This is a genomic window from Nonomuraea sp. NPDC048901, assembly GCF_040649695.1.
In the GTDB taxonomy this organism is placed as follows: domain Bacteria; phylum Actinomycetota; class Actinomycetes; order Streptosporangiales; family Streptosporangiaceae; genus Nonomuraea.
In genome coordinates this window covers 355,314-374,506 of record NZ_JBEZFW010000011.1, presented here as the reverse complement: position 1 = coordinate 374,506, position 19,193 = coordinate 355,314, and the positions used below count along the sequence as shown (strand labels likewise).

Below are 19,193 nucleotides of genomic sequence, written 5' to 3'. Positions count from 1 at the left end.
AAGAAGGAACTCCATGCCAACGCGCCGTGCCGTACTGGCCGCTGCCCTGACGCTGCTCGCCGCGGCCGGATGCTCCGGCTCCGGCTCCAGCTCCGCCGAGAAGCAGAACACCATCGTCGTCAGCACCTTCCCCTTCGGGGTGAAGGAGTTCGAGCAGGCGGTCGTCGCTCCGTTCACCAAGCAGACGGGGATCAAGGTCGAGCTGGACACCGGGTCCAACTCCGACCGGCTGTCGAAGCTGCGGCTCGCCAAGGGCAAGCCGGAGGCGGACGTGGTGCTGATCTCCGACTACTTCGCCGCGCTCGGGCAGAAGGACGGCCTCTTCCAGAAGGTGGACGTGCCCAACATCAAGGAGCTCGCGCCGTTCGCGACCGAGGGCGCCTTCGAGGGACCGGCCTACACGCACCAGCTCAACGGGATCATCTACAACACCGGCAAGCTGAGTCAGAAGCAGGCCGCCGACTGGGCGCTGTTCGCGGACGCGGCCAACAAGGGCAAGGTCGCTCTTCCCGATATTTCGGTGACCGCCGGACAACTCATGATTTCGGGGGTGGGTGAGTCGTACGGCAAGGGCCCCTACGACATCGACACCTCGTTGAAGACCCTGGCCGGCTGGGCGCCGAACGTCCTGCAGTTCTACACCTCCTCGACCGAGGTCACGAACCTGCTGACCCAAGGCGAGATCGTCGCCGCCGACGCGCTGAGCGGCTTCGCCACCAAGCTGGTCACCTCGGGCGAGCCGATCGCCTGGACCGCTCCCGCCAAGGGCCGCTACATGGCCACTAACCGGGCGATGATCCCCAAGGGCGCGCAGAACCAGCAGGGCGCGGCGAAGTTCATCGACTACATGCTGTCGGCCGAGGCGCAGAGCGCCATGGCGAAGGCCGCCGGTGACCTGCCCACGAACCCGAAGGCCGAGATCCCGGCCGACGTCGCCAAGGTGACGGGCGAGGCGGCGAAGGACCCCGTAGCCGCCGGCTTCAAGACCCTCGACCCCGCCCAGCTCGTCGACACCCGCACCACCTGGGTCGACCGCTTCACCCGCGAGGTGGCCGGCAAGTGAACCTCGACCTGATGCCCAAGGTCGATCTGCACTGCCACCTCATCGGCACCGTGCGCGCCTCGACCTTCGCCGAACTGGCCAGGCGGGAGGGGCTCGACCTGCCCGACACGCCCGAGCGGATCTACGCGGACGTGAACTCGCTCCCGCCGGACCCGGCGCTCTACCTGAACACCCGGATCCCGGTTCCGCAGGGCAGGAGCGCGGACGAGCCCGCGGTCCCCTACTCGCTGTTCCAGGTGTCCTCGTGGGTTCTCCAGGTCCTGCGCGACGCCGACGATCTCACCAGGATCACCTATGAGGCGTTCGAGGACGCCCATCGGACCAGCGCGACCAGGCATCTCGAGGTCTCCTTCGACGCGCTGACCGAACATCAGGAGAAGCTCGGCTACGCCACGGTGGTCGAGGCGTACGCCGAGGGCATCAGGATGGCCGAACGCGACTTCGGCATGTCGGGCCGGCTCATCGCGGCCGTCGACCGGAGCACATCGGGCGAGGAGGCGCTCTCCTGGATCCGTACGGTGGTGGACAACCCCCACGACTACGTGGCCGGGATCGGGCTGGACAACCTGGAGACCGCCGGGCCGCCCGAGCGGTTCGAGGCCGCCTTCCGGCTCGCCGGTGAGGCCGGGCTCCGCCGTACCGCTCACTCCTCCGAGCACGCGCCGGTCGCCGTCAACACGGTCACCTGCCTCGACGTGCTCGGGTGCGACCGGATCGACCACGGCTATTTCGTCCTCGAGGACGACGAGGTCGTCGCCAGGGTTAGGGACGAGCAGGTCCCGTTCACGGTCATCTCGACCACCTCGCGGCGCTCGTGGCGGCCGTGGCGGCGGGCGTCGATCGCGGCGATGCTGGAGGCCGGGCTCAACGTCATTCCGGCTTCCGACGACCCTGGGATGTTCCCGACGTCGCTGGCTCAGGAGTATCGGATCCTGTCCGATCAGCTCGCCGTACCGGATGAGCGGTTGCGGGCGATGGCGCTGGCCGGGGTGGAGGCGTGCTGGCTGCCGGAGCCGGAGAAGGACGCGCTGCGCAGGCGTTTTGAGAGCGAACTCGCGAACCTGGAGTGATCGGCGCGGCGGGCGCACGTGCGGGATCGGTCATCGCGACTTCGCGGCCCCACCAGGCAGTTTGTACGGTTCGCCGCAGAAGTAGCGGTTGAGCGCGTCAACGGCGGCCAGCAGGTAGTAGCCGGTGTTGGAGTAGGCGAAGCGGCCCCGCTCGGGCTGGGGCAGTCGCTTGGCCTCTGCCCTCCTGGACCAGCTGCGAGACGGTGGCGGCGACCATGCTCTTGGTCACGCTGGCGACCCGGAAGCGCGCCTCGCGCGGCACCGGCTTCCGGGCGCCCAGATCGGCGGTCCCGCTACGCGATGCGCTTACCGCTCCTTGGCGACATATGCCTTTCCTTTGGCGGAGGTCGTGGGAACGATCTCCACTCTGGTCGCCCTCGTCCACACTCGTGATGATCTCCGCCTGCGACCGTAGTGGCACCGGGTAATACTGCAAGCTGACTGAGATCGGCGCCGAAGGCGGAATCCGGGAACTCGACCTGAGGACCGGCACGACCTCGCACGACACCGCGGCACCGGTCCGGCTCCCCCATCGGGCCCGGCCGGGCATTTCATCGAATTCTGACCGGCCGTCAAATTTAAATGAACAGCGGCAAGGCTTCGAATCCTTCGCCCATTCCTTTCCCCGTAGATTTTATAACGAATTTATATTGGCGACCAAGTCGATCGCAAAAGCGCGCCCATTCGTTCACATAGAAGGCGGTCGGAGCACTGGATCCGCAACCACCCCAGTGCGTCTTCCCAGGCCAGAGCCACCTTCTCGAGAAATTCTGGGCGCGTTACGCAGTTGTTATCAAGTTTCCCCTTGCTCTCGGCCCAAGAACTATTCACTATTCGACCCTGGACCCTAGAACCTTTTGTCCGGTACGGCCTGCGTGGGGGGAACAACATGCGCGGAGGCAGAACTACCTCGTTCTGGGTGCGGCTGTTAGCCGTGCTCGCGACGCTCGTCGTGTTGGTGCCGATGGGCGGGGTGGCCGTCGCCACGCCCACCATCGCACCCGGCGCGTTCATGCAGATCGTGGCGCATGAGGACGACGACATCCTGTTCATGAACCCCGACATCGACGACTCGATCCAGTCAGGGGCGGCGAACGTGACGGTCTTCATCACCGCGGGGCAGGTCACCGGTGACGGTGATACCGACGAGCAGCGGGCCCGTAATCGGCAGCGCGGCATGCTGGACGCCTACGCCCGGATGGCGGGAGCGCCGGATGTGGATCCGGCCGCCCAGGAGGAGTGGACCGGGGTGGCCTGGACGATCGCGGATCGACAGGTCGAGCGATACACGCTCACGAGTCATCCGCAGATCCAGCTGGTGTTCATGAACATGCGGGACAACGAGATCGGCTGGTTCAACGTCGTGGACGACTTCGTCGATCACACGATCATCCCTGAGAACGGCCTGGTGAGCGAGTCGTACACGTACGAGCGCGCTGACGTGATCGCCGTACTCGCGGGATTGATGAACCACTACCAGCCCAACGTGCTCCGCGCCCAGGACCCCATCGTCGACAGCCGCTACGACCCGGGCCACGGCGACCACGTGGCCGCGGGACGGCTGGCCGGGGACGCCGCCACGGCGTCGGGCTTACCGATTCTGCTGGTGAACTACCGCGACTACAACATCGCCGACGCGCCCATGAACCTGACCACCGCGATCAGCGCCCGCAAGAGCGCGATCATCGATCACTACATCCAGTACGACCACGCGTTCGACCCGAACGTGTGGCCGACGCGGATGTACTACCGCTGGGCCAGGGGAACCCATTGGGCAGGCCGGAACGCTGACGGCAGACCCCAGATCTTCGTGGTCCGAAACGGTGTGGTGACCACCTACGGGCAGACCCCGGCCGGCGCGTGGGACGGCCCGTACACGCTGGCCGGCGCGGGCGGCGCCTTGGCACCCGCGATCAGCGTGGGCAAACAGGCCGACGGCCGCTTGGCGATCTTCGCCAGGCGAATGACCGACCACCACATCGTCACCATGTCCCAGACCGCGGCCAATGGCGCCTGGACCGGCAGCTGGACCGACCTTGGCAATCCCCACACGAACTGGGAGGTCCAGGAACAGATCGGTCTGCCCGTTGTCGCCTCCAACGCCAACGGCCGCATGCAGATGTTCGTCAAGAACGGCAATGGCGGGGTCAGCAGCCGCGTCCAGACCGCGGCCAACGGCGGTTGGGGCGCATGGCAGAACCAGGGCGGCACTGACGTGCAGGACGGCCTCAGCGCCATCACCACGCCACTGGGCCGCATCGAGCTGTTCGCCAGTTCCAGGACTCGGCTGCTGCGCTGGTATCAGTCCACCCCCAACGGCGGTTTCACCCGCGACACCACCGTCCCGTCGATGACCCCGGCCAGCCCGCCCTCGGTCGCTCTGTCCCAGGACGGGCGCCTCCACGTGGCCTACCGCCGCGCCGGCACCGCCGCGATGGTCGTCAGCTACCAGCTCGTGGCCGGCCTCGCCTGGAGCACCACGCCTGCCGTGATCGGGGGACACGCGGGGGTCGGTGAGCCCGCACTCGTCACCACGCCGGCTGGTCTGGACTCGCGGATCCTGATGTTCGAGCGCAACGCCGCGACCGGGGTCAGCATGACCAAGCAGTTGATCGCGAACGGCAGCGGTTATGACGCGTGGGCCGACCTCAGCGGGACCATTGTCGATTACCCGGCGGCCACCCTTGATGCGAACGGGGCCGCCGTCATGTTCGCCGTGGGGACCGATGGCGTTGTCCATGCCCGCAGGCAATCGGCTCCGGGAGCCGACAGTCCGTTCGGGGCCTGGGAAGCCCTGCCCTGAGCGGTCACCCGCCGCACGATCCGCTGACGTCGCGTGGGTCGCAGCCCATGAATCATGGGCTGCGACCAGGCGGGGCATGGCGTCGCCGGCTAGCCGAAGGTGACCACGAGGCGGCCGTCCGCGGCGAAGGACCAGTGCAGGGCACCCGAGTACGAGGAGCATCGGGACCCGTTCGAACCGGACCAGAACTGATTGGAGCTGTCTGCGTTACCCACGATCCTGTCGTTGGTCCCGCTGCCGCTGCGGCACGAGACGTTGTTGCGGAACACCGAGGTGCCGGCGTCGAAGGAGTAGTTGCGCTCCGTGTTGTCGATGCTGACGTTGTCCGAGATCGACATCGAGCCGGGGTTGCGGTTGTAGGTGAACCCGTGCTTGCCGTTGCGGTAGGCGATGCTGCGCCGGATCACGTGATTGACCGCGATGTCCTCGCCACCGAGCTTGTAGCCGTTGCGGTCACCGTTGCCGTTCTGGGTGCCGTTGCTAAGAGTGCCGTTGTTGTAGGAGAGGGAGTCCTCGATGGTGACCGGGCCGATGGCTCCGGTGTCCGTCTTGGTGTAGAGGTCCCAGCCGTCGTCGATGTTGTTGTGAGACACCGCGTAGCGGAAGACGTTGCCGGGGCCGGAGGTGAGCTTCGCGGCGAAGCCGTCCGCGTCCTCACCGTCGGAGTCGGCGTTGTCGTGCGACTCCGAGCTCAGGACGAGGTTGTTGGCCGGCCACTGACTCTGGGGGGTGTCAGAGGCGATCCGCGAGATCTGCAGCCCCGAGTCACGGTTGAAGCGCGTCACCGTACGCTCGATGATGTTGTTGCTACCGCCGACGAAGATCCCGTTGTCACCGGCCCGCTCGACGACGATGCCGTAGAGGTGCCAGTACGACCCGTTCAGGGCAAGACCGCGGTTGGCCGAGTCCTCGCTCATGGCCGAGAAGTTCAGCACCGGAGTCTCCCCCGGGTAGGCGGACAGTTTCTTGCGGGCGCTCGAGGTGCCGTTGTTGCCCGCCGCTATGGTCAGCGTCTGCGAGAGGTTGTACGTCCCGCCGCGCGCGTAGATCACCCCGCCCGCGGTGACGCGGGTGATCGCCGAGGCGAGCGTCGTCGGGGCCGACTCCGTTCCGGGCGCGCTCGCACTGCCGTTCGGCGAGGCGTACAGCGTGCCGGTGGGTGGCGGCGTGCTTCCCGTCGTGACCTCGAGGTAGTCGATGTTCGCCAGGCCGGTGCTGCCCGTGGGGTCGAGCCGGATGGTGTTGCTGCCCGAGGCCAGGTTGACGGTCAACGTCTTGGTGGTCCAGGCGTCCCATGTACCCGTGCCTTCGAACGACACCGACTGCACGGTCGTACCGTTGACCAGCAGGCTGGTGGGACGGGCGCTGGTGGTGCCGTTGGCGAACCGCACCCCGAGCGTCGCCGTACCGGCCGCCGAGGCGGTCACCGTGTACTGGACGTAGGCGCCCGCGGCGTTGGTGCCGTTGCAGAAGCCGCTGCCGGAGTAGCCCGCCCAGTTGGAGTCGATCGTCCCGGTGCAGACCGCCGGCGAGGTTTCGGCCTCGTACCGGGTGGTCGCGGCATTCGCGATGGATGGTGACAGTGCGACGAGCACGCCGGCCAGCAGGCCGGCGCACGCCATGACGGCTTTTAGGCGCATCCTTCGTCTCCGTGAGCTCGGTAAGCGCTTTCCGATGGATGAGCGAAGCTAAGCACGCACCGCTGAGCCTGGAAAGGTCTCACGTACGCGGACGACCCGGCGGCCTCAACCCGGAGGCGGCACATCAGCCGAGGTCACGGGCGGTGGACAGCATGGGGAGAGCCTCATCCTCATGCGGTGCGGCGGTGAAAGTTTCAGCGACGACGACAGATCGTCGGCACGGCGGAGCGACGCGCTGGGCGTGAGAGACTACGCCGACCTTGACGTCGAGTTGTGGAGTTCTGTTTCGTGCGGTCGCGAGTCATTGCCTGCGTTCCGGTGCTGTTGCTCTTCCTGAGCGCCTGCGGGGAGAAATCCGAGCCGGAGGCGGCACCGTCCACCACCCTGGCACTGTCCTCTACCCCGGCACCGTCCTCCGCCCTGGCGACGCCCACCACATCGGCACCGGAATCCCCCGAGACGAAAGCACCGGAGACGGCGCCGCCGACGGCTCGCCCCTCGCCCTCGCCCTCGCGGAAGCTCGCCGGGCCCGGGACCGTGTGCGGTGAGCTTCAGCCGCCCGGCGGCGGGCCCATGGCCGCGGTCGCGGTGTCCGCGGGGCGGGCCGATTGCCGTACGGCACTGAAGGTCTTCCGGACCTACTACCGGCCCGACACCCCCAAACAGGGCAGTGCCGGGGTGGCGACCGTCGGTGGGTGGCGGTGCGCCAGCAACTCGGCCGCGCAGGCGAGCATGAGCGGGCGGCTCTCCTCGTGCCAGAAGGCCGCCGCCAGGATCGTAACGGACATCATCCCGTAAGTCATTGGGCGCGCGCCAGGGCAGCAAGAGGACGACCGCAATCTGATCGCAATCGGTCGTTCCTAGTATTCGATCTCGTGTCGGGCACCTGGTCTCAATTAGCCAGGCGGTCCCGGGTGCGCTATCGCATTCGGGTGGCCGCCGTTCTTCTCGCGACAGCCGGAGGCGTCCTCCTCCTGTTGGTCCTCTGGCCGCGCAGCACCGGCCAGCCCATCGTGTACGGCGACGCGTCCCACTGCGGCGACGCGACGTGTCACGGATGGAGCCTGCATCTCGCCTCCGGCGAGGTCTACCCGCTTCCGTACGCCGCCCAGGAGCCCGGGATCGCGATCAGCGACGACGGGCACCGGGTGGTCTACCTGGATCTGGCCGATCGCCGGGTGATGGCCCGCGACCTGCGAGACGGCACGGTCCGCTCCCTCTCGCCCGAGCTCACCGCGGATCAGGCCGTGAACATCGGTGGTTTCGTCTTCTCCCACGACGGCGGCCTCGTCGCCTACTCGGCTCAGCCCGACAGCCGGATCATGGACTTCGGGACCGGGAAGGTCCGGACGATCGCCGGGATCTGCCAGGTGTTCGGGCTCAGCAAGGACCTCATCTGGGGAGTCCCACGGTGCAGGCCCGGCAGCGGGGAGAACCGCCGGGTTGTCGCGATCCGCGCCGACGGCAGCGGCTTCCTCGTGCCGGGGTTGGATGACGAGGAAGCCTTCCCCTCTCCCGACGGCCGGCGGCTGCTGTTGGTCGACATCGGCTACTACGAGGCCGTCGACGCCGTCACCGGAAAGAGGCTGGCCCGGGTGAAGAGGTCCGGTTGCGAGCGGGTCGAGAGATGGCTCAACGACCGCGAGGTGCTGTGCGAGCGATCGAATGGCTACCAGGCGATCGACATCGCGCGGGCGACCAGCCGGACCGTCACGGGGGTGCCCGCCAGCTGGGGCACCGGTTTCGTACTCGGGAGGGTGGAGTGGTGAGCGAATGGGAGACGCCGTTGCTGCGCACGGCGACGCTGCTGGTGTGCGACCCGGCCAAGGCGGAGAAGCTCACGGCGATCGCGCTGCTCAAGCACGGGGACAACAAGAGCGCATATTTCACGCTCTATCGGAAGGCGCGGGCCGAGCGGGCGGTCCAGGTGGCGCTGCACTATGACGGGTGGAGCGAGGAAGACACCGCCGACCTGACCGGGCTGAGCATCGCGAAGGTCCGGGCGCTGGCAGGGGAGGCCCCGCTGGAAGCCGCCCCCGAAGTCGACCCGTCGGGCCTGCCGCGACGCAAACGGCTGATCCGCCTGCACCGCAAGCTTGTGGCGAGCGCCTGCCTCCTCGTCGCCGGAGCGGTGGTGTTCACGGTGCTGTGGCCGAAGTACGACCTGCTCGAACCGGAACGGGCCACTCCGCCGCTCTCGCCCGTCCTGGCCGCGACCACCAAGACGCCCATCCGGTACGGCCTGCGGGTCGAGGACTCCTTCCCCGAGGCGCCCGCCCCGTGGAACGCTTTCCCGGACAGGAGCGGCTGCGCGGTGATCGACGTGACCGGCGCCCGATGGCGGATCCCCGACGCCGACGGGCTGTCCGGTGTCGAGGTGAGCCCGGACGGGCACAAGCTCGCCTACTACAGCCTCTCCCGCCATCAGGTGATCGTCCGCGATCTCACCACCGGCTCGGTCGTACCGGTCCCCACCGGCTTCACCGCGAACACGCTCCGCTTCTCCGCCGAAGGCCGCTACCTGGCGGCCCAGGGATCCCCAGCGCTGACCGTCGTGATCGCCGACACCTCGACGGGAGAGCTCCGGCGCGTGACCGGCCCGGAGCAATACCTGCAGGGCTGGGCGGGTCACCAACTCGTCCTCTACGACGGCGCCACCTTCCGGATCGGCGAACACGCCATCCGCGACCCCTTCGACGGAGGAGGCGATGTGACGGCCTCTCCCGACGGGAGGTCCATGGTGGCCTTCTCCCAGGCGAAGAACCAGATCCGCCTGTTCGATCCGGCCACCGGCAAGACGATCCGCGAGATCCGCCCGCAGCTGCCACCGACCGCCGTACTGAGCCACCTCTACCGGTGGGCGGGGGCGAACGAGGTGGTGGTCTTCGCGCCGGGATACCACTCGGCGGCCGTCTACGTGGTGAATCTGGCCACCGGCGCGGCTCGCGGCGTGCCGTACGTGCCGGACATGTCATCAAACGACCTGACTATCGGAGCGGTATGAAGCGCGCCGTGATCCTCCTAGTGCTCGCCGTGGCAGCCTGCACGCCCCAACCGAGCGCGCCTCCGGAGAAGGGCGTCGTCGCCTTCCATCCGACGGCGGCGCCCATCCGCTGGACCGACTTCGCGGAGGGCGGTCGGAGCGTCCACCTCGCGACGGGCGAGGACATGCTGATCAAGAATGCCGACCGGGAGATCGTGGTCAGCCTCGACGGGCATCGCCTCGCCTACCTGGACTCCGCCACGAACCAGTACGTCGCCCTGGACCTGCGCGATGGCCGGTCGCGTCCCCTCACCCGCCGGCTCACCGCCTGGGAGTTGGACAGGCAGAGTCCTGGCCCCACTCCCCTGGCGGTCTCCGCGGACGGCAGGCTGTTTCGCGGCCGCCGTCGTGGCGGAGAAACGCATGATCATCACGGACTTCGAGACGGGCGGCGCCCGGACCATCCCGAAGCTGTGCGTGGTGTTCGGAGTGACCAGAGACAAGGTCGTCGGCTCCCGGGAGTGCCACTACGACGGTGCGATCATCTCCGTCGACAACCGGGGCAAGGCCAGGACGGTTGCCGAGTACATCGACGCCGACGATGTGAAGAGCCTCTCCCCTGACGGGAAGCTTCTGATGGGCTGCCACGGCTTGATCACCTTCTGGGACGCCACGACCGGCGCCCGGATCAGGGATTTCCCCGCCCCGTGCGGCGATGAGGTCGCCCAGTGGCTCGACGACCGGCGCGTCATCGTGGACTCCACCCGCGGCTTCCTCATCATCGACGTACGGACCGGAGCGCTCACCAAAGCCCCTGATCTGCCGGACCACCTCGATCACCGCATGGTCATCGGCGTCGTGCCGGAGTAAGGGACGAGGGAGTGAGGGCGCCGCCCTCAGTCTCCGTCGCCGTCCTTGACCGCTCCGTCGCCGTCCTTGACCGCCGCTTCAGGCGTGATTCCGGCTGGGTTCAGGCCGGGTTCAGCGTGGTGGACAGGCTCTGCTTGATGTTCCGGGTGACCTCGTCGGCGAGGATTTCGGGCCGGCCGTTCTCGATGCCGTACAGGACCTGGGCGGCGACGTCGGCGGGGTCGGCCTTCTGGTCGGCGGGGATACTGGCCGCCATGTCGGTGTCCATGTAGCCGACGTGCAGCGCCGAGACGGTGATGCCGCGCGGCGCCAGTTCCTCGCGGACCGCGTTGGTCTGCGCCCAGGCGGCGGCCTTGGCCGCGGCGTAGGCCCCGGTGACGGCCGGGTGCCACCAGGACAGCACGGACAGGACGTTGACCACGGCGCCGCCGCCGTTGCCCTCGATGACCGGGGCGAAGGTGCGCGTCACGGCTAGCGGGCCGAAGTAGTTCGTCTCCATCTCCAGGCGCACCGCCTCGAGGTCGCTGGCGATCAGCGGGGTGCCGGTGGAGATCCCGGCGTTGTTCACCAGCAGGGTCGCGTCCGAGGCGAGGCGGGCCGCGGCCCGGATGGACTCCTCATCGGTCACGTCCAGGCGCAGCGGGATGGCGCCGGCCACGTCCACGCTCTCCGGGCGGCGCGCCGCCGCGTACACCTTCGCTCCGTGCTCCAGAAGCTGGACGGCCAGGTGGCGGCCCAGTCCTCGGTTGGCGCCCGTGACCACGGCGACCGCGTTCTTCAGTTCCATGTCTGCTCCCAGCGTTGCAGATCCATTTAGATTACGTTTGTAATCTAAGTTGGAGCATAGGATAGATGACAGCCGACATCCAAATGAGGGGGTGGCCGATGGGCCGCGTGTCACAGGCGCAAGCGCAGGAGAACCGCAGGCGGATCGTGGAAACCGCCTCCCGGCTGTTCCGCAAGCAGGGCACACACGTCAGCGTCGCCGACCTCATGAAGGCGGCCGGACTGACCCACGGCGGCTTCTACAAGCAGTTCGCCTCCAAAGAGGCGCTCATCGACGAGGCCACCAGCCATGCTTTCGCCGAACTCGCCCAGCACCACACCGCCGCGCTCGAACAGCACACCGGACAACCCGACACCGCCGCCCAGCAGGCGCTGATCGACGCCTATCTCTCCGTCGAGCACCGTGACAACCCCTCGGACGGTTGCCCCGTCGCCGCGCTGGCCGGCGACATGGCACGCGAACCCGGTAACCACGAGGCCCGCCGCGTCTACACCCAGGGAGTCAGCGACTTCGCCGACGCGCTCGCCACCCCCGACCAGGACGGCATCACCCGGCTGTGCACCATGCTCGGCGCACTCGTCCTGGCCCGCGCCACCAAGGACTCCCCCTTGTCCGAGGAGATCCTCGCCACCGCGCGCACCGCCCTGACAGCTACTCCGTGATCAGGTGCTAGGCAGTCATTCCAGTGCGAGTCGTACGGGCCCGCCCGCCGGGTCGGCGCCCGTCACGAGGGTGAAAGGTACGCGGAAGACCCGGCCCGGGGCGGCGGGCCAGGGGAGGCGGGCACGGCCGAGGAAGCGCCCGTCCTGGGTCGCGGCGATCCGCGGGAACCTCCGGAAGGCGTCCGACCACAGCAGGAGCCTGCCCCGCGAGGGCGGCGGCCCGCCGGGACGTACGATCTGCGGCGCGACCCAGCGCAGCGGCGCCTCGGCCACCAGCGGCACCCCGCCGGCCGGGACGGGGTGGCCGGCCAGATGCCACAGGACGGCGGCGGCGACATGGCGGCCGTCGAGCGCGGCGATGTCGGCGGTGTCGACCGGGTGCAGGAGGTTCCCCGCCGCGAACACGCCGGGCAGGCTCGTCGCCAGGGAGGTGTCCACGCGCGGCCCGAGTGTGGACTCGTCCATGTCCAGGCCGCCCGTACGGGCCAGCTCGTGGTCGGGGATCCAGTCGCCGGTGGTGATCACGGTGTCGCACGGGACGCGGTGGCGTGCACCGGTGTCGAGGTTCTCGATGTCGACCGAGGTCACCCGGCCCTTGCCGTTGACGGCGACCAGCCGGGTGCGGCTCCGGACGAGCACGCCGAAGGCCAGCCGTCCCGGGACGTGGAAGGCGGTGTAGGCCTCGGGTTTGGCGTACTCGCTCGTCATCAGCACGGTACGGCAGCCCGCCTCGTGCAGGGTGAGCACCGCTGACCAGCTGACCAGCTCCGCGCCGACGACCACAGCGCGCCGCCCGACCTCGCGATGGTGCAGGTGTACGAGGTTCTGCAGTTGCCCGGTGGTGTAGACGCCGTCGGGCCGGTCGCCGGCGATGAGCCGGGCCGAACGAGGCCGCTCCCGCGCCCCGGTCGCCAGGACCACCGCGTCGGCCTGGACGAGGCGGCGGCCGCGCGGCGAGGTCACCTCCAGGGTCCGCGCTCCGGCCCATCCGGTGACCATGGCCTCCGTCTCCAGACGGGCCCCGGCCTCGCGGGCGGCGCGGGTCATTCGGCGCGCGTACTCGGGGCCGGAGACGAATCGGCGCAGGTCACGGATGCCGTAGCCGGGATGGTCGCTGTGCCGGGGGATGCCGCCGGTCTCCGGCTCGCGCTCCAGGACCAGGACCTCGCCGTCCACCGCCGGGGCGAGCGCGGCGGCGGCCGTCAGTCCCGCCGGTCCACCGCCGATGACGGCCACGCGTACCCGCTCGGTCATTCCGTCTCCCCCTCGAAGATCTCGCGTACCCGGGCTCCGCAGAAGAAGCCCTGGCAGCGTCCGTTCATGGCTCTGGTGCGGCGGCGCAGGCCGTCCAGCCCGGCGGGCGGGATCACCGACGTCAGCGCGTCGCGGATCTCGCCCCGCGTCACCCGCTCGCAGAAACAGACGATGCGGCCGTACTCGGGGTCGGCGGCGATGGCGGCGGCGTCCTGGTACGGGCGCGCGAACGCCTCGCCCAGATTGGGCATGTGCGGCGGCGCGGGCAGACCGGCGCGCGCGGTGAGGTCGAGATGGCCGGCGAGCAGGTCCCCGGCGTGTTCGGCGATCGCCATGCCGGCGGTCAGGCCGGTGGAGCGGATGCCGCCGATCAGGAGGTAGCGCTGTGAGGCGTCGAGGTCGATGAGGTAGTCGTCGCGCCCGATCGAGGCCCGCAGGCCCGCGTACGTCGCGGTGACCTCCTCCTTCATCAGCCGGGGCATGAGCGCCGCGCCCTTCTCGCGCAGGAACGCCAGCCCCGCTTCGGAGGTGCCGGTGGCGCCGCGGTCGGTCAGGTCCTCGGCGGTCGGGCCGACCATGACGTTGCCGTAGATCGTGGGGCTGACGAGCACGCCCTTGCCCGCCGACGAGGGCACCGGCAGCACGATGCAGGGCGCCAGCGGCCGGGCGAGCTTGTCGAGGACCAGCAGTTCGCCGCGGCGCGGCGTGACCGTGAAGCGGTCGTGGCCGAAGAGGGCGTCGAGCGTGTCGGCGCCGAGTCCGGCGGCGTTGACCACCCAGCGGGCGGTGATCTCGCCCGCGGTGGTCGCCAGCCGGGTGGTGTCCGCGCCGACGTGGACCTCGGTGACGCGGTGGCCGCGCAGCAGCGTCACGCCGCGGTTGACGGCGTCGGTGGCCAGGGCGAGGTTGGTGGTCCAGGTGCAGATGATGGACTCGCCGGGAACGGTCAGGCCGCCGAGCGCGCCGGGGCCGAGGGCGGGGACCCGGCGGTAGACCTCGGCCGCGTCGACGGTCTCGCAGGCGGTGTAGCCGTTGCGCTCGGCCTTGGCGCGCAGCTCGGGCAGGGCGTCGAGCTGTTCGGGGGTCCAGGCGACGAGCAGCGCTCCGGTACGTTCGACCGGGATCCCGGTGGCCTCCGCGTAGTCGCCGAGCAGGTCGTAGCCGCGGGCGACCAGGCGGGATTCCAGGGTGCCGGGTTTGGCGTCGAAGCCGGTGTGCAGGATGGCGGTGTTGGCCTTGCTGGTGCCGTCGCCCACGTCGTCGCGCGCCTCCAGGAGCGCCACTGACAGGGCGGTGCCGCCCAGCAGCCGCGCTATGGCCGAGCCGACGATGCCGCCGCCGATCACGGCCACATCGTAGGTACGGGGAGCGTTCACGAAATCTCCTTCGACAGCAATATGGCGGCCTGCCATCTCTCCAGGTACGAGGCGGCGCGAGCGGCGGGCCAGGCGGGCTCGTAGACGGCCGACGGCCGCCAGCCGCCGACCACCGTGGCCGCGTCCAGCGCGGGGTCGAGGGCCATCAGGGCGCAGGCGCCGGCGCCGAGCGGCGTCGCGTGCGGTGACGGGTAGACCTCCACGGGGAGCTGGGCGAGGTCGGCCTGCGCCTGCATGAGGACGCGCGAGCGGGTCAGTCCGCCGTCGACGCGCAGCCGGGACAGCGGCGCGCCGAGGTCCGCGCCGACCAGCGCGGTCAGCGCGGCGACCTGGGCGGCGACGCCCTCCAGGAGCGCCCGTACGAGATGCCCGCGGCCGGTGCTGAGCGTCATGCCGGTGAACGAGGCGGTGGCGGCGGCGTCCCACCACGGCGCGGCCAGGCCGGCGAGCGCGGGCACGCACAGCACGCCGTCGCTGGAGGGTGCCGCGACGGCGTCGAGTTGTTCGGCGCCGGAGATGAGGCCGAGGTCGGCGAGCCAGCGTACGGCCGAGGCCGCGGTGTAGACCTGGCCGTCCACGCAGTAGCGGGTCTCCCCGCGCAGCCGCCAGGCGATCGACGTCGCCAGGCCCGACGTCGATCGAGAGGGGGACGTGCCGAGCTGGGCGAGCAGGAAGGCCCCGGTGCCGTAGGTGCACTTGGCGGTGCCCGCCTCCAGGCACGCCTCGGCCAGGAGCGCGGCCTGCTGGTCGACGATCAGGCCGGTCACCGGGATCTCCGGCCCGAAGGCGGTGGTCGTACCGACGACGGCGTCGCTGGCGACGATCTCGGGGAGCCGTTCGGCGCCGAGCCCGAAGACGTCGAGCAGCTCACCGCTCCACTGCCCGTCCGCCAGGCCGAGCAGCAGCGACCGGCTGGCGGTGGCGGCGTCGGTGACGAACGCCCCGCACAGCCGGTGTACCAGCCAGGTGTCGGTGGTCGTCACGACGCCTTCGGTGGTGAGCTCTTCACGGATCCAGCGCATCTTCGGCGCGGAGAAGTAGGGGTCGAGCACGAGGCCGGTGAGTGCGGCGACCCGGTCGGCGTACGGAGCCCGGGCCGCGCACAGCCGCTCGGCCCGGCGGTCCTGCCAGACGATGGCCGGAGTGAGCGGCTCGCCGGTGGCCGGGTCCCAGGCCAGGACGGTCTCGCCCTGGTTGGCCAGGGCGACGGCGTCCAGCGGCACGCCCGCCGCCGCGCCGGCCCGCCGTCCGGCGGTCAGGACGGAGTCGAGCAGGGCGTGCGGGTCCTGTTCGACGCCGCCGCCTTCCAGATAGCGCGGGCGCAGGGCCTCCTCGGCGATCGCCAGGACGGCCCCGCCCCCGTCCACGACGATGGCCTTGGTCCCGGACGTCCCCTGGTCGATCGCGAGGATGTACATCGTCAGATCTGCTCCTTCTGCACGAAAGTCCCCCTTTGGTATATACCATGTGGCTTAGCCCACAAGGTATCGACCAAACGGGCTAGGGTGTCACCCATGGGGACGAAAGTTCACAAGGCCGCAGCCTCGCCGCGTTACGTGACGATCGCCGCGGAGCTCCGCGACCGCATCACCGGGGAGAAGCTCGGCCCGCACACGCTCATGCCGTCAGAGCGGGAGCTCAGCGAGACTTACGGCGTCAGCCGGATGACGGCCCGGCAGGCCCTGGCGCTGCTGGAGAAGGAGGGGTACGTCTACCGGCGTCCGCCGCGCGGGACGTTCGTGGCCGAAGCGCGGGTGCCCTTCCACATCGGCAGCTTCTCCGACGAGATCATCCTGGCCGGACGGCGCCCATCGGCCCAGCTCATCTGGGCCGAGGAACGCCCGCCCACCCCCTCGGCCCGTGAGGCGCTCGACCTGGCCGGCGACGAGACCGTGCACGCCCTGCACCGGCTGCGGTTCGCCGACGACGAGCCGATCGCGCTGGAGACCACCTACTTCCCCAGCGCCCTCACGCCCGGACTGCTGGAGCAGCCCCTCACCGGGTCGCTCTGGCACATCCTGCGCACCCACTACCGCGTCGTACCGGCCGACGCCTCCGCCGTCATCGAGTCCATCGTCATCGACGACGCCTCCTGCGCCCGGCTGAAGATCCGCAGCGCCTCCAACGGGATCCTGCTGACCCGCCGCACCTACACTGCCGATGGGCGCTGCATCGAGTTCGCCCGCGACGTGTACCGCGCGGACCGGGCGTCGTTCAAGGTCGAGGCCCGGATTCCCGTACCGGTCGAAGACGCCTGAGCGCCGGCGAGGCCTCGTACGAGACGCCTTCAGCCCTGGGCCGAGAGCCAGGGCGGCGACGCCGCATCGGTGGCGGACGCGTGCAGGCGTCTCTGGATGGCGTTCCTGGCCCGCCGGTAGGCGACGGGATCGTCGTGCAACAGTGAGACGGCGTTGGCGGTCTCCATGAACGCGATCAGTTCGAAGGCGAGCTGATCGGGTTCGGTGTCCTCGGTGAGCTCTCCGAGCCCGCGCGCGTCGCCGACGGCGCTCGCGACCAGGAGGTTCCACTCGCGACCCGCGGCGGCGACGGTGTCCCGTACACGACCAGGGCGGGCGTCGAACTCGGCGGTGACCGTGAAGAAGAAGCACCCTCCGGGGAAGACCCGCCGTTCCGAGTAGCTCAGCCAGCGCTCGCACAACTGCCACACCCGCCCCAGGCCCGGCGGCACCGTCAGGGCGGGGTGGACGACCTCGCCGAGGTAGACACCCGTCGCGGCCCGGATCGTGGCGAGCTGGAGCTCTTCCTTGGAGCCGAAGTAGCCGAAGAGCCCGCTCTTGCTCACGCCGAGGTCGGCGGCCAGCCGCCCGATCGACAGGCCCTCCAGCCCGTCCTTGGAGGCGATGTCCGCCGCTCGGCGCAGGATCGCGTTCCGTGTCCCCTCGTCTCGTGGCCGGCCCGCCATTGCCGCTCCTTTCGCGCACGAACGTTCGGTCAATTATGCCGCACCGTGATACCGTCCCATCCAAGCACGAACGTTCGTGCTGAAAAAGGAGGTGTCATCAGCATGCTGAGAAGCCGTTGGACCTCGGGGCCGGCCGTGGACTTCGCCGGGCCCGTGCTGGTCGCGGTGACCGCGTACCAGGCCGACAGTGCACGCGACCTGCCCGGTATCTACCGGGCCGGGATCGCGCTGCGCCGAGTTTGGCCCCAGCTGGAGGGTGCGGTCGGGATGTGGCTGTGGACGCGACCGCTGGAGCTCAGGTGCGGCTCGGTGTCGATCTGGCAGGACGAGCAGGCCCTACGACGGTTCGTGGGGTGGCCGGAGCACGTCACGATCGTGCGGCGCTACCGCGGGCGGGGGCGGCTGACGTCCACCACCTGGAACGCCGCCGGCTTCGAGCCCGCGGCGATCTGGGCCGAGGCGCGGCCGCACCTGCGGCACAGAGCACCTGCCCAATAACCGTTCCTTCCGGGAGTCCCAGTGCTGAGATCTTTGTTCTATTCCGGTCCTCCGCTGGAGGTCCTGCATGAGCAGTACGCCAAGAATGACCGCATCGATGCCACCGCCCCCGTCCGGGCGGTCACCCGGGTCATCGTCGACACGGGCCCAGAGGTCGTGTGGAGCGTGCTGGCCGACCCGGAGGGCTGGTCGCGGATCGATCCGGCCATCGGCGACGTACGCCTGACGGCCGGGGTCGCCGTGGACGCGGCCTTCGCCTGGCGCAACGGCAAGGCGGCCATCGCCTCCAGGTTCGCGGTGGTCGTCCCCGGCCGGCAGCTGACCTGGACCGGGCTGTCCTTCGGCGCCAAGGCCGTGCACCGGCACGTGTTGACCCCGCTCGAGGACGGCTCCACCGAACTGATGGTCGCCGAATCCATGGCCGGGCCGCTGCTGGGGCTGTTCATGAACGGCCGCAAGCTCCAGGCCGCGCTGGACGGGTGGGCCGCCGGTATCAAACGGGTCGCCGAGGCCCGTAGCCGCGGCCCTCGGCTCGCCCCGGCCGACCCACAGTGAAATCCAGCTCGGCTACCGGCAGGGATCATCCGGCGCGGGGCCGCGCAACAGGGTCATGAGCTGGTCGTGCGCGATGCGGCGGTAGTCCTCCGACAGCGGGTCCACGCCGAGGATCGCCTTGACGTGGTCGGGCAGCGCGAGGGGTGCGAAGGTCAGCGCGTAAGCGAGCAGCATCACGAACTCCGGTGACGGCGCGTCGCTGATCTCCCCGTCGCGCTGCCGCCGGCGCAGCCGCTCGATGCCGTCGCGCAGCTGCTCGCGCTGGGCATTGGACATGCCGCCGCCCTCGCCGGGATCGTCGCCGAGTGCCTGCCAGAGCACCATGCGCGCCCATTGGGGCCGTTCGAGCGTGGCGCCGAGGACGGCGGCGAAGGAGTCGGCGAAGGAGGACTCCGGCGGCGGCAGCCCGGCCCCGGTCTCGGTCCACCGTCTGCGCAGCTCCGTCAGCAGGCCCTGCTTGCCGCCGAAGTGGTAGCTGATGAGCTGCTGATTGACCCCGGCCCTGGCCGCGATGGCCGCCGTGCGGGCTCCGGAGTAGCCCTTGGCCCCGAACTCCTCCAGCGCCGCCCGCAGGATCCGCTCCCGGGTCCGCTCCGCGGCGGTCCCCCGCTCGTCCTCGGTCACCGCACGTCGCCGCGTTGTCATGGCCGCCATCCTAGCGATTCAATCATTCAGTTGACAAAATTCATCTGAATGAGTGAGTCTTTGG

At 69.7% G+C, this 19,193-nt stretch carries 19 protein-coding genes; 11 read left to right on the top strand and 8 right to left on the bottom strand.

Features of this window, described 5'->3' with window-relative positions; translation table 11 throughout:
• The first annotated feature begins 13 nt into the window (after positions 1–13).
• Positions 14–1,063 (top strand): polyamine ABC transporter substrate-binding protein, encoded by a 1,050-nt coding sequence (locus AB0C30_RS35390; RefSeq protein ID WP_357952504.1) that lies wholly within the window; start codon positions 14–16, stop codon positions 1,061–1,063.
• Positions 1,060–2,133, top strand: coding sequence for a hypothetical protein (locus AB0C30_RS35385; RefSeq protein ID WP_357952503.1), 1,074 nt, complete (start codon positions 1,060–1,062; stop codon positions 2,131–2,133). Before AB0C30_RS35390 ends, AB0C30_RS35385 begins: the two co-directional genes overlap by 4 nt.
• A gap of 97 nt (positions 2,134–2,230) precedes the next feature.
• Here AB0C30_RS35385 and AB0C30_RS35380 read toward each other — a convergent pair whose 3' ends face one another.
• The gene (locus tag AB0C30_RS35380) at positions 2,231–2,683 is read right to left on the bottom strand and encodes a serine hydrolase (protein ID WP_357952502.1); all 453 of its coding nucleotides are present in this window, start codon (positions 2,681–2,683) and stop codon (positions 2,231–2,233) included.
• 339 nt (positions 2,684–3,022) lie between these two features.
• Here AB0C30_RS35380 and AB0C30_RS35375 point away from each other — a divergent pair, with 339 nt between their 5' ends.
• Entirely contained in the window at positions 3,023–4,936 is a 1,914-nt protein-coding gene (locus AB0C30_RS35375) for a PIG-L family deacetylase (RefSeq protein WP_357952501.1), read from the top strand.
• 89 nt (positions 4,937–5,025) lie between these two features.
• On the opposite strand, the gene AB0C30_RS35370 is transcribed toward AB0C30_RS35375, so the two are convergent.
• Complete coding sequence (locus AB0C30_RS35370; protein WP_357952500.1) at positions 5,026–6,576, bottom strand: carbohydrate-binding protein; 1,551 nt, start codon at positions 6,574–6,576, stop codon at positions 5,026–5,028.
• 318 nt (positions 6,577–6,894) lie between these two features.
• On the opposite strand from AB0C30_RS35370, the gene AB0C30_RS35365 reads away from it, so the two are divergent.
• The 4 genes from AB0C30_RS35365 to AB0C30_RS35350 all read left to right on the top strand — a co-directional run bounded on the left by AB0C30_RS35365 (position 6,895) and on the right by AB0C30_RS35350 (position 10,429).
• Positions 6,895–7,374: a hypothetical protein gene (locus AB0C30_RS35365; RefSeq protein ID WP_357952499.1), complete on the top strand. Its 480-nt coding sequence runs from the start codon at positions 6,895–6,897 to the stop codon at positions 7,372–7,374.
• A gap of 134 nt (positions 7,375–7,508) precedes the next feature.
• Positions 7,509–8,345: a hypothetical protein gene (locus AB0C30_RS35360; RefSeq protein WP_357952498.1), complete on the top strand. Its 837-nt coding sequence runs from the start codon at positions 7,509–7,511 to the stop codon at positions 8,343–8,345.
• Positions 8,342–9,580 (top strand): hypothetical protein, encoded by a 1,239-nt coding sequence (locus AB0C30_RS35355; protein ID WP_357952497.1) that lies wholly within the window; start codon positions 8,342–8,344, stop codon positions 9,578–9,580. Before AB0C30_RS35360 ends, AB0C30_RS35355 begins: the two co-directional genes overlap by 4 nt.
• A 402-nt stretch (positions 9,581–9,982) precedes the next feature.
• Positions 9,983–10,429: a hypothetical protein gene (locus tag AB0C30_RS35350; protein ID WP_357952496.1), complete on the top strand. Its 447-nt coding sequence runs from the start codon at positions 9,983–9,985 to the stop codon at positions 10,427–10,429.
• A 100-nt stretch (positions 10,430–10,529) separates the two neighbouring features.
• On the opposite strand, the gene AB0C30_RS35345 is transcribed toward AB0C30_RS35350, so the two are convergent.
• Entirely contained in the window at positions 10,530–11,216 is a 687-nt protein-coding gene (locus AB0C30_RS35345) for an SDR family oxidoreductase (protein WP_357952495.1), read from the bottom strand.
• Positions 11,217–11,314: 98 nt separating this feature from the next.
• On the opposite strand from AB0C30_RS35345, the gene AB0C30_RS35340 reads away from it, so the two are divergent.
• A complete protein-coding gene (locus tag AB0C30_RS35340; RefSeq protein WP_357952494.1) occupies positions 11,315–11,878 on the top strand; it encodes a TetR/AcrR family transcriptional regulator in 564 nt (187 codons plus the stop codon).
• A 15-nt stretch (positions 11,879–11,893) separates the two neighbouring features.
• Here the strand turns inward: AB0C30_RS35340 and AB0C30_RS35335 are convergent, their stop codons facing one another.
• Genes AB0C30_RS35335 through AB0C30_RS35325 form a run of 3 tightly spaced genes read right to left on the bottom strand, consistent with a single transcriptional unit; the run spans position 11,894 to position 15,926 of the window.
• Complete coding sequence (locus AB0C30_RS35335; RefSeq protein WP_357952493.1) at positions 11,894–13,132, bottom strand: FAD-dependent oxidoreductase; 1,239 nt, start codon at positions 13,130–13,132, stop codon at positions 11,894–11,896.
• Complete coding sequence (locus tag AB0C30_RS35330; protein ID WP_357952492.1) at positions 13,129–14,508, bottom strand: NAD(P)/FAD-dependent oxidoreductase; 1,380 nt, start codon at positions 14,506–14,508, stop codon at positions 13,129–13,131. Before AB0C30_RS35330 ends, AB0C30_RS35335 begins: the two co-directional genes overlap by 4 nt.
• Entirely contained in the window at positions 14,505–15,926 is a 1,422-nt protein-coding gene (locus AB0C30_RS35325; RefSeq protein WP_357952491.1) for an FGGY family carbohydrate kinase, read from the bottom strand. The genes AB0C30_RS35330 and AB0C30_RS35325 overlap by 4 nt, the downstream gene beginning before the upstream one ends.
• Before the next feature lie 96 nt (positions 15,927–16,022).
• Here AB0C30_RS35325 and AB0C30_RS35320 point away from each other — a divergent pair, with 96 nt between their 5' ends.
• Complete coding sequence (locus AB0C30_RS35320) at positions 16,023–16,766, top strand: GntR family transcriptional regulator (protein ID WP_357952490.1); 744 nt, start codon at positions 16,023–16,025, stop codon at positions 16,764–16,766.
• A gap of 29 nt (positions 16,767–16,795) precedes the next feature.
• Here AB0C30_RS35320 and AB0C30_RS35315 read toward each other — a convergent pair whose 3' ends face one another.
• A complete protein-coding gene (locus tag AB0C30_RS35315; protein ID WP_357952489.1) occupies positions 16,796–17,431 on the bottom strand; it encodes a TetR/AcrR family transcriptional regulator in 636 nt (211 codons plus the stop codon).
• Between the two features lie 102 nt (positions 17,432–17,533).
• On the opposite strand from AB0C30_RS35315, the gene AB0C30_RS35310 reads away from it, so the two are divergent.
• Positions 17,534–17,929 (top strand): hypothetical protein, encoded by a 396-nt coding sequence (locus tag AB0C30_RS35310; RefSeq protein WP_357952488.1) that lies wholly within the window; start codon positions 17,534–17,536, stop codon positions 17,927–17,929.
• A gap of 21 nt (positions 17,930–17,950) precedes the next feature.
• The gene (locus AB0C30_RS35305; RefSeq protein WP_357952487.1) at positions 17,951–18,484 is read left to right on the top strand and encodes an SRPBCC family protein; all 534 of its coding nucleotides are present in this window, start codon (positions 17,951–17,953) and stop codon (positions 18,482–18,484) included.
• Between the two features lie 12 nt (positions 18,485–18,496).
• Here the strand turns inward: AB0C30_RS35305 and AB0C30_RS35300 are convergent, their stop codons facing one another.
• Positions 18,497–19,129: a TetR family transcriptional regulator gene (locus AB0C30_RS35300; RefSeq protein WP_357952486.1), complete on the bottom strand. Its 633-nt coding sequence runs from the start codon at positions 19,127–19,129 to the stop codon at positions 18,497–18,499.
• Positions 19,130–19,193 lie beyond the last annotated feature (64 nt).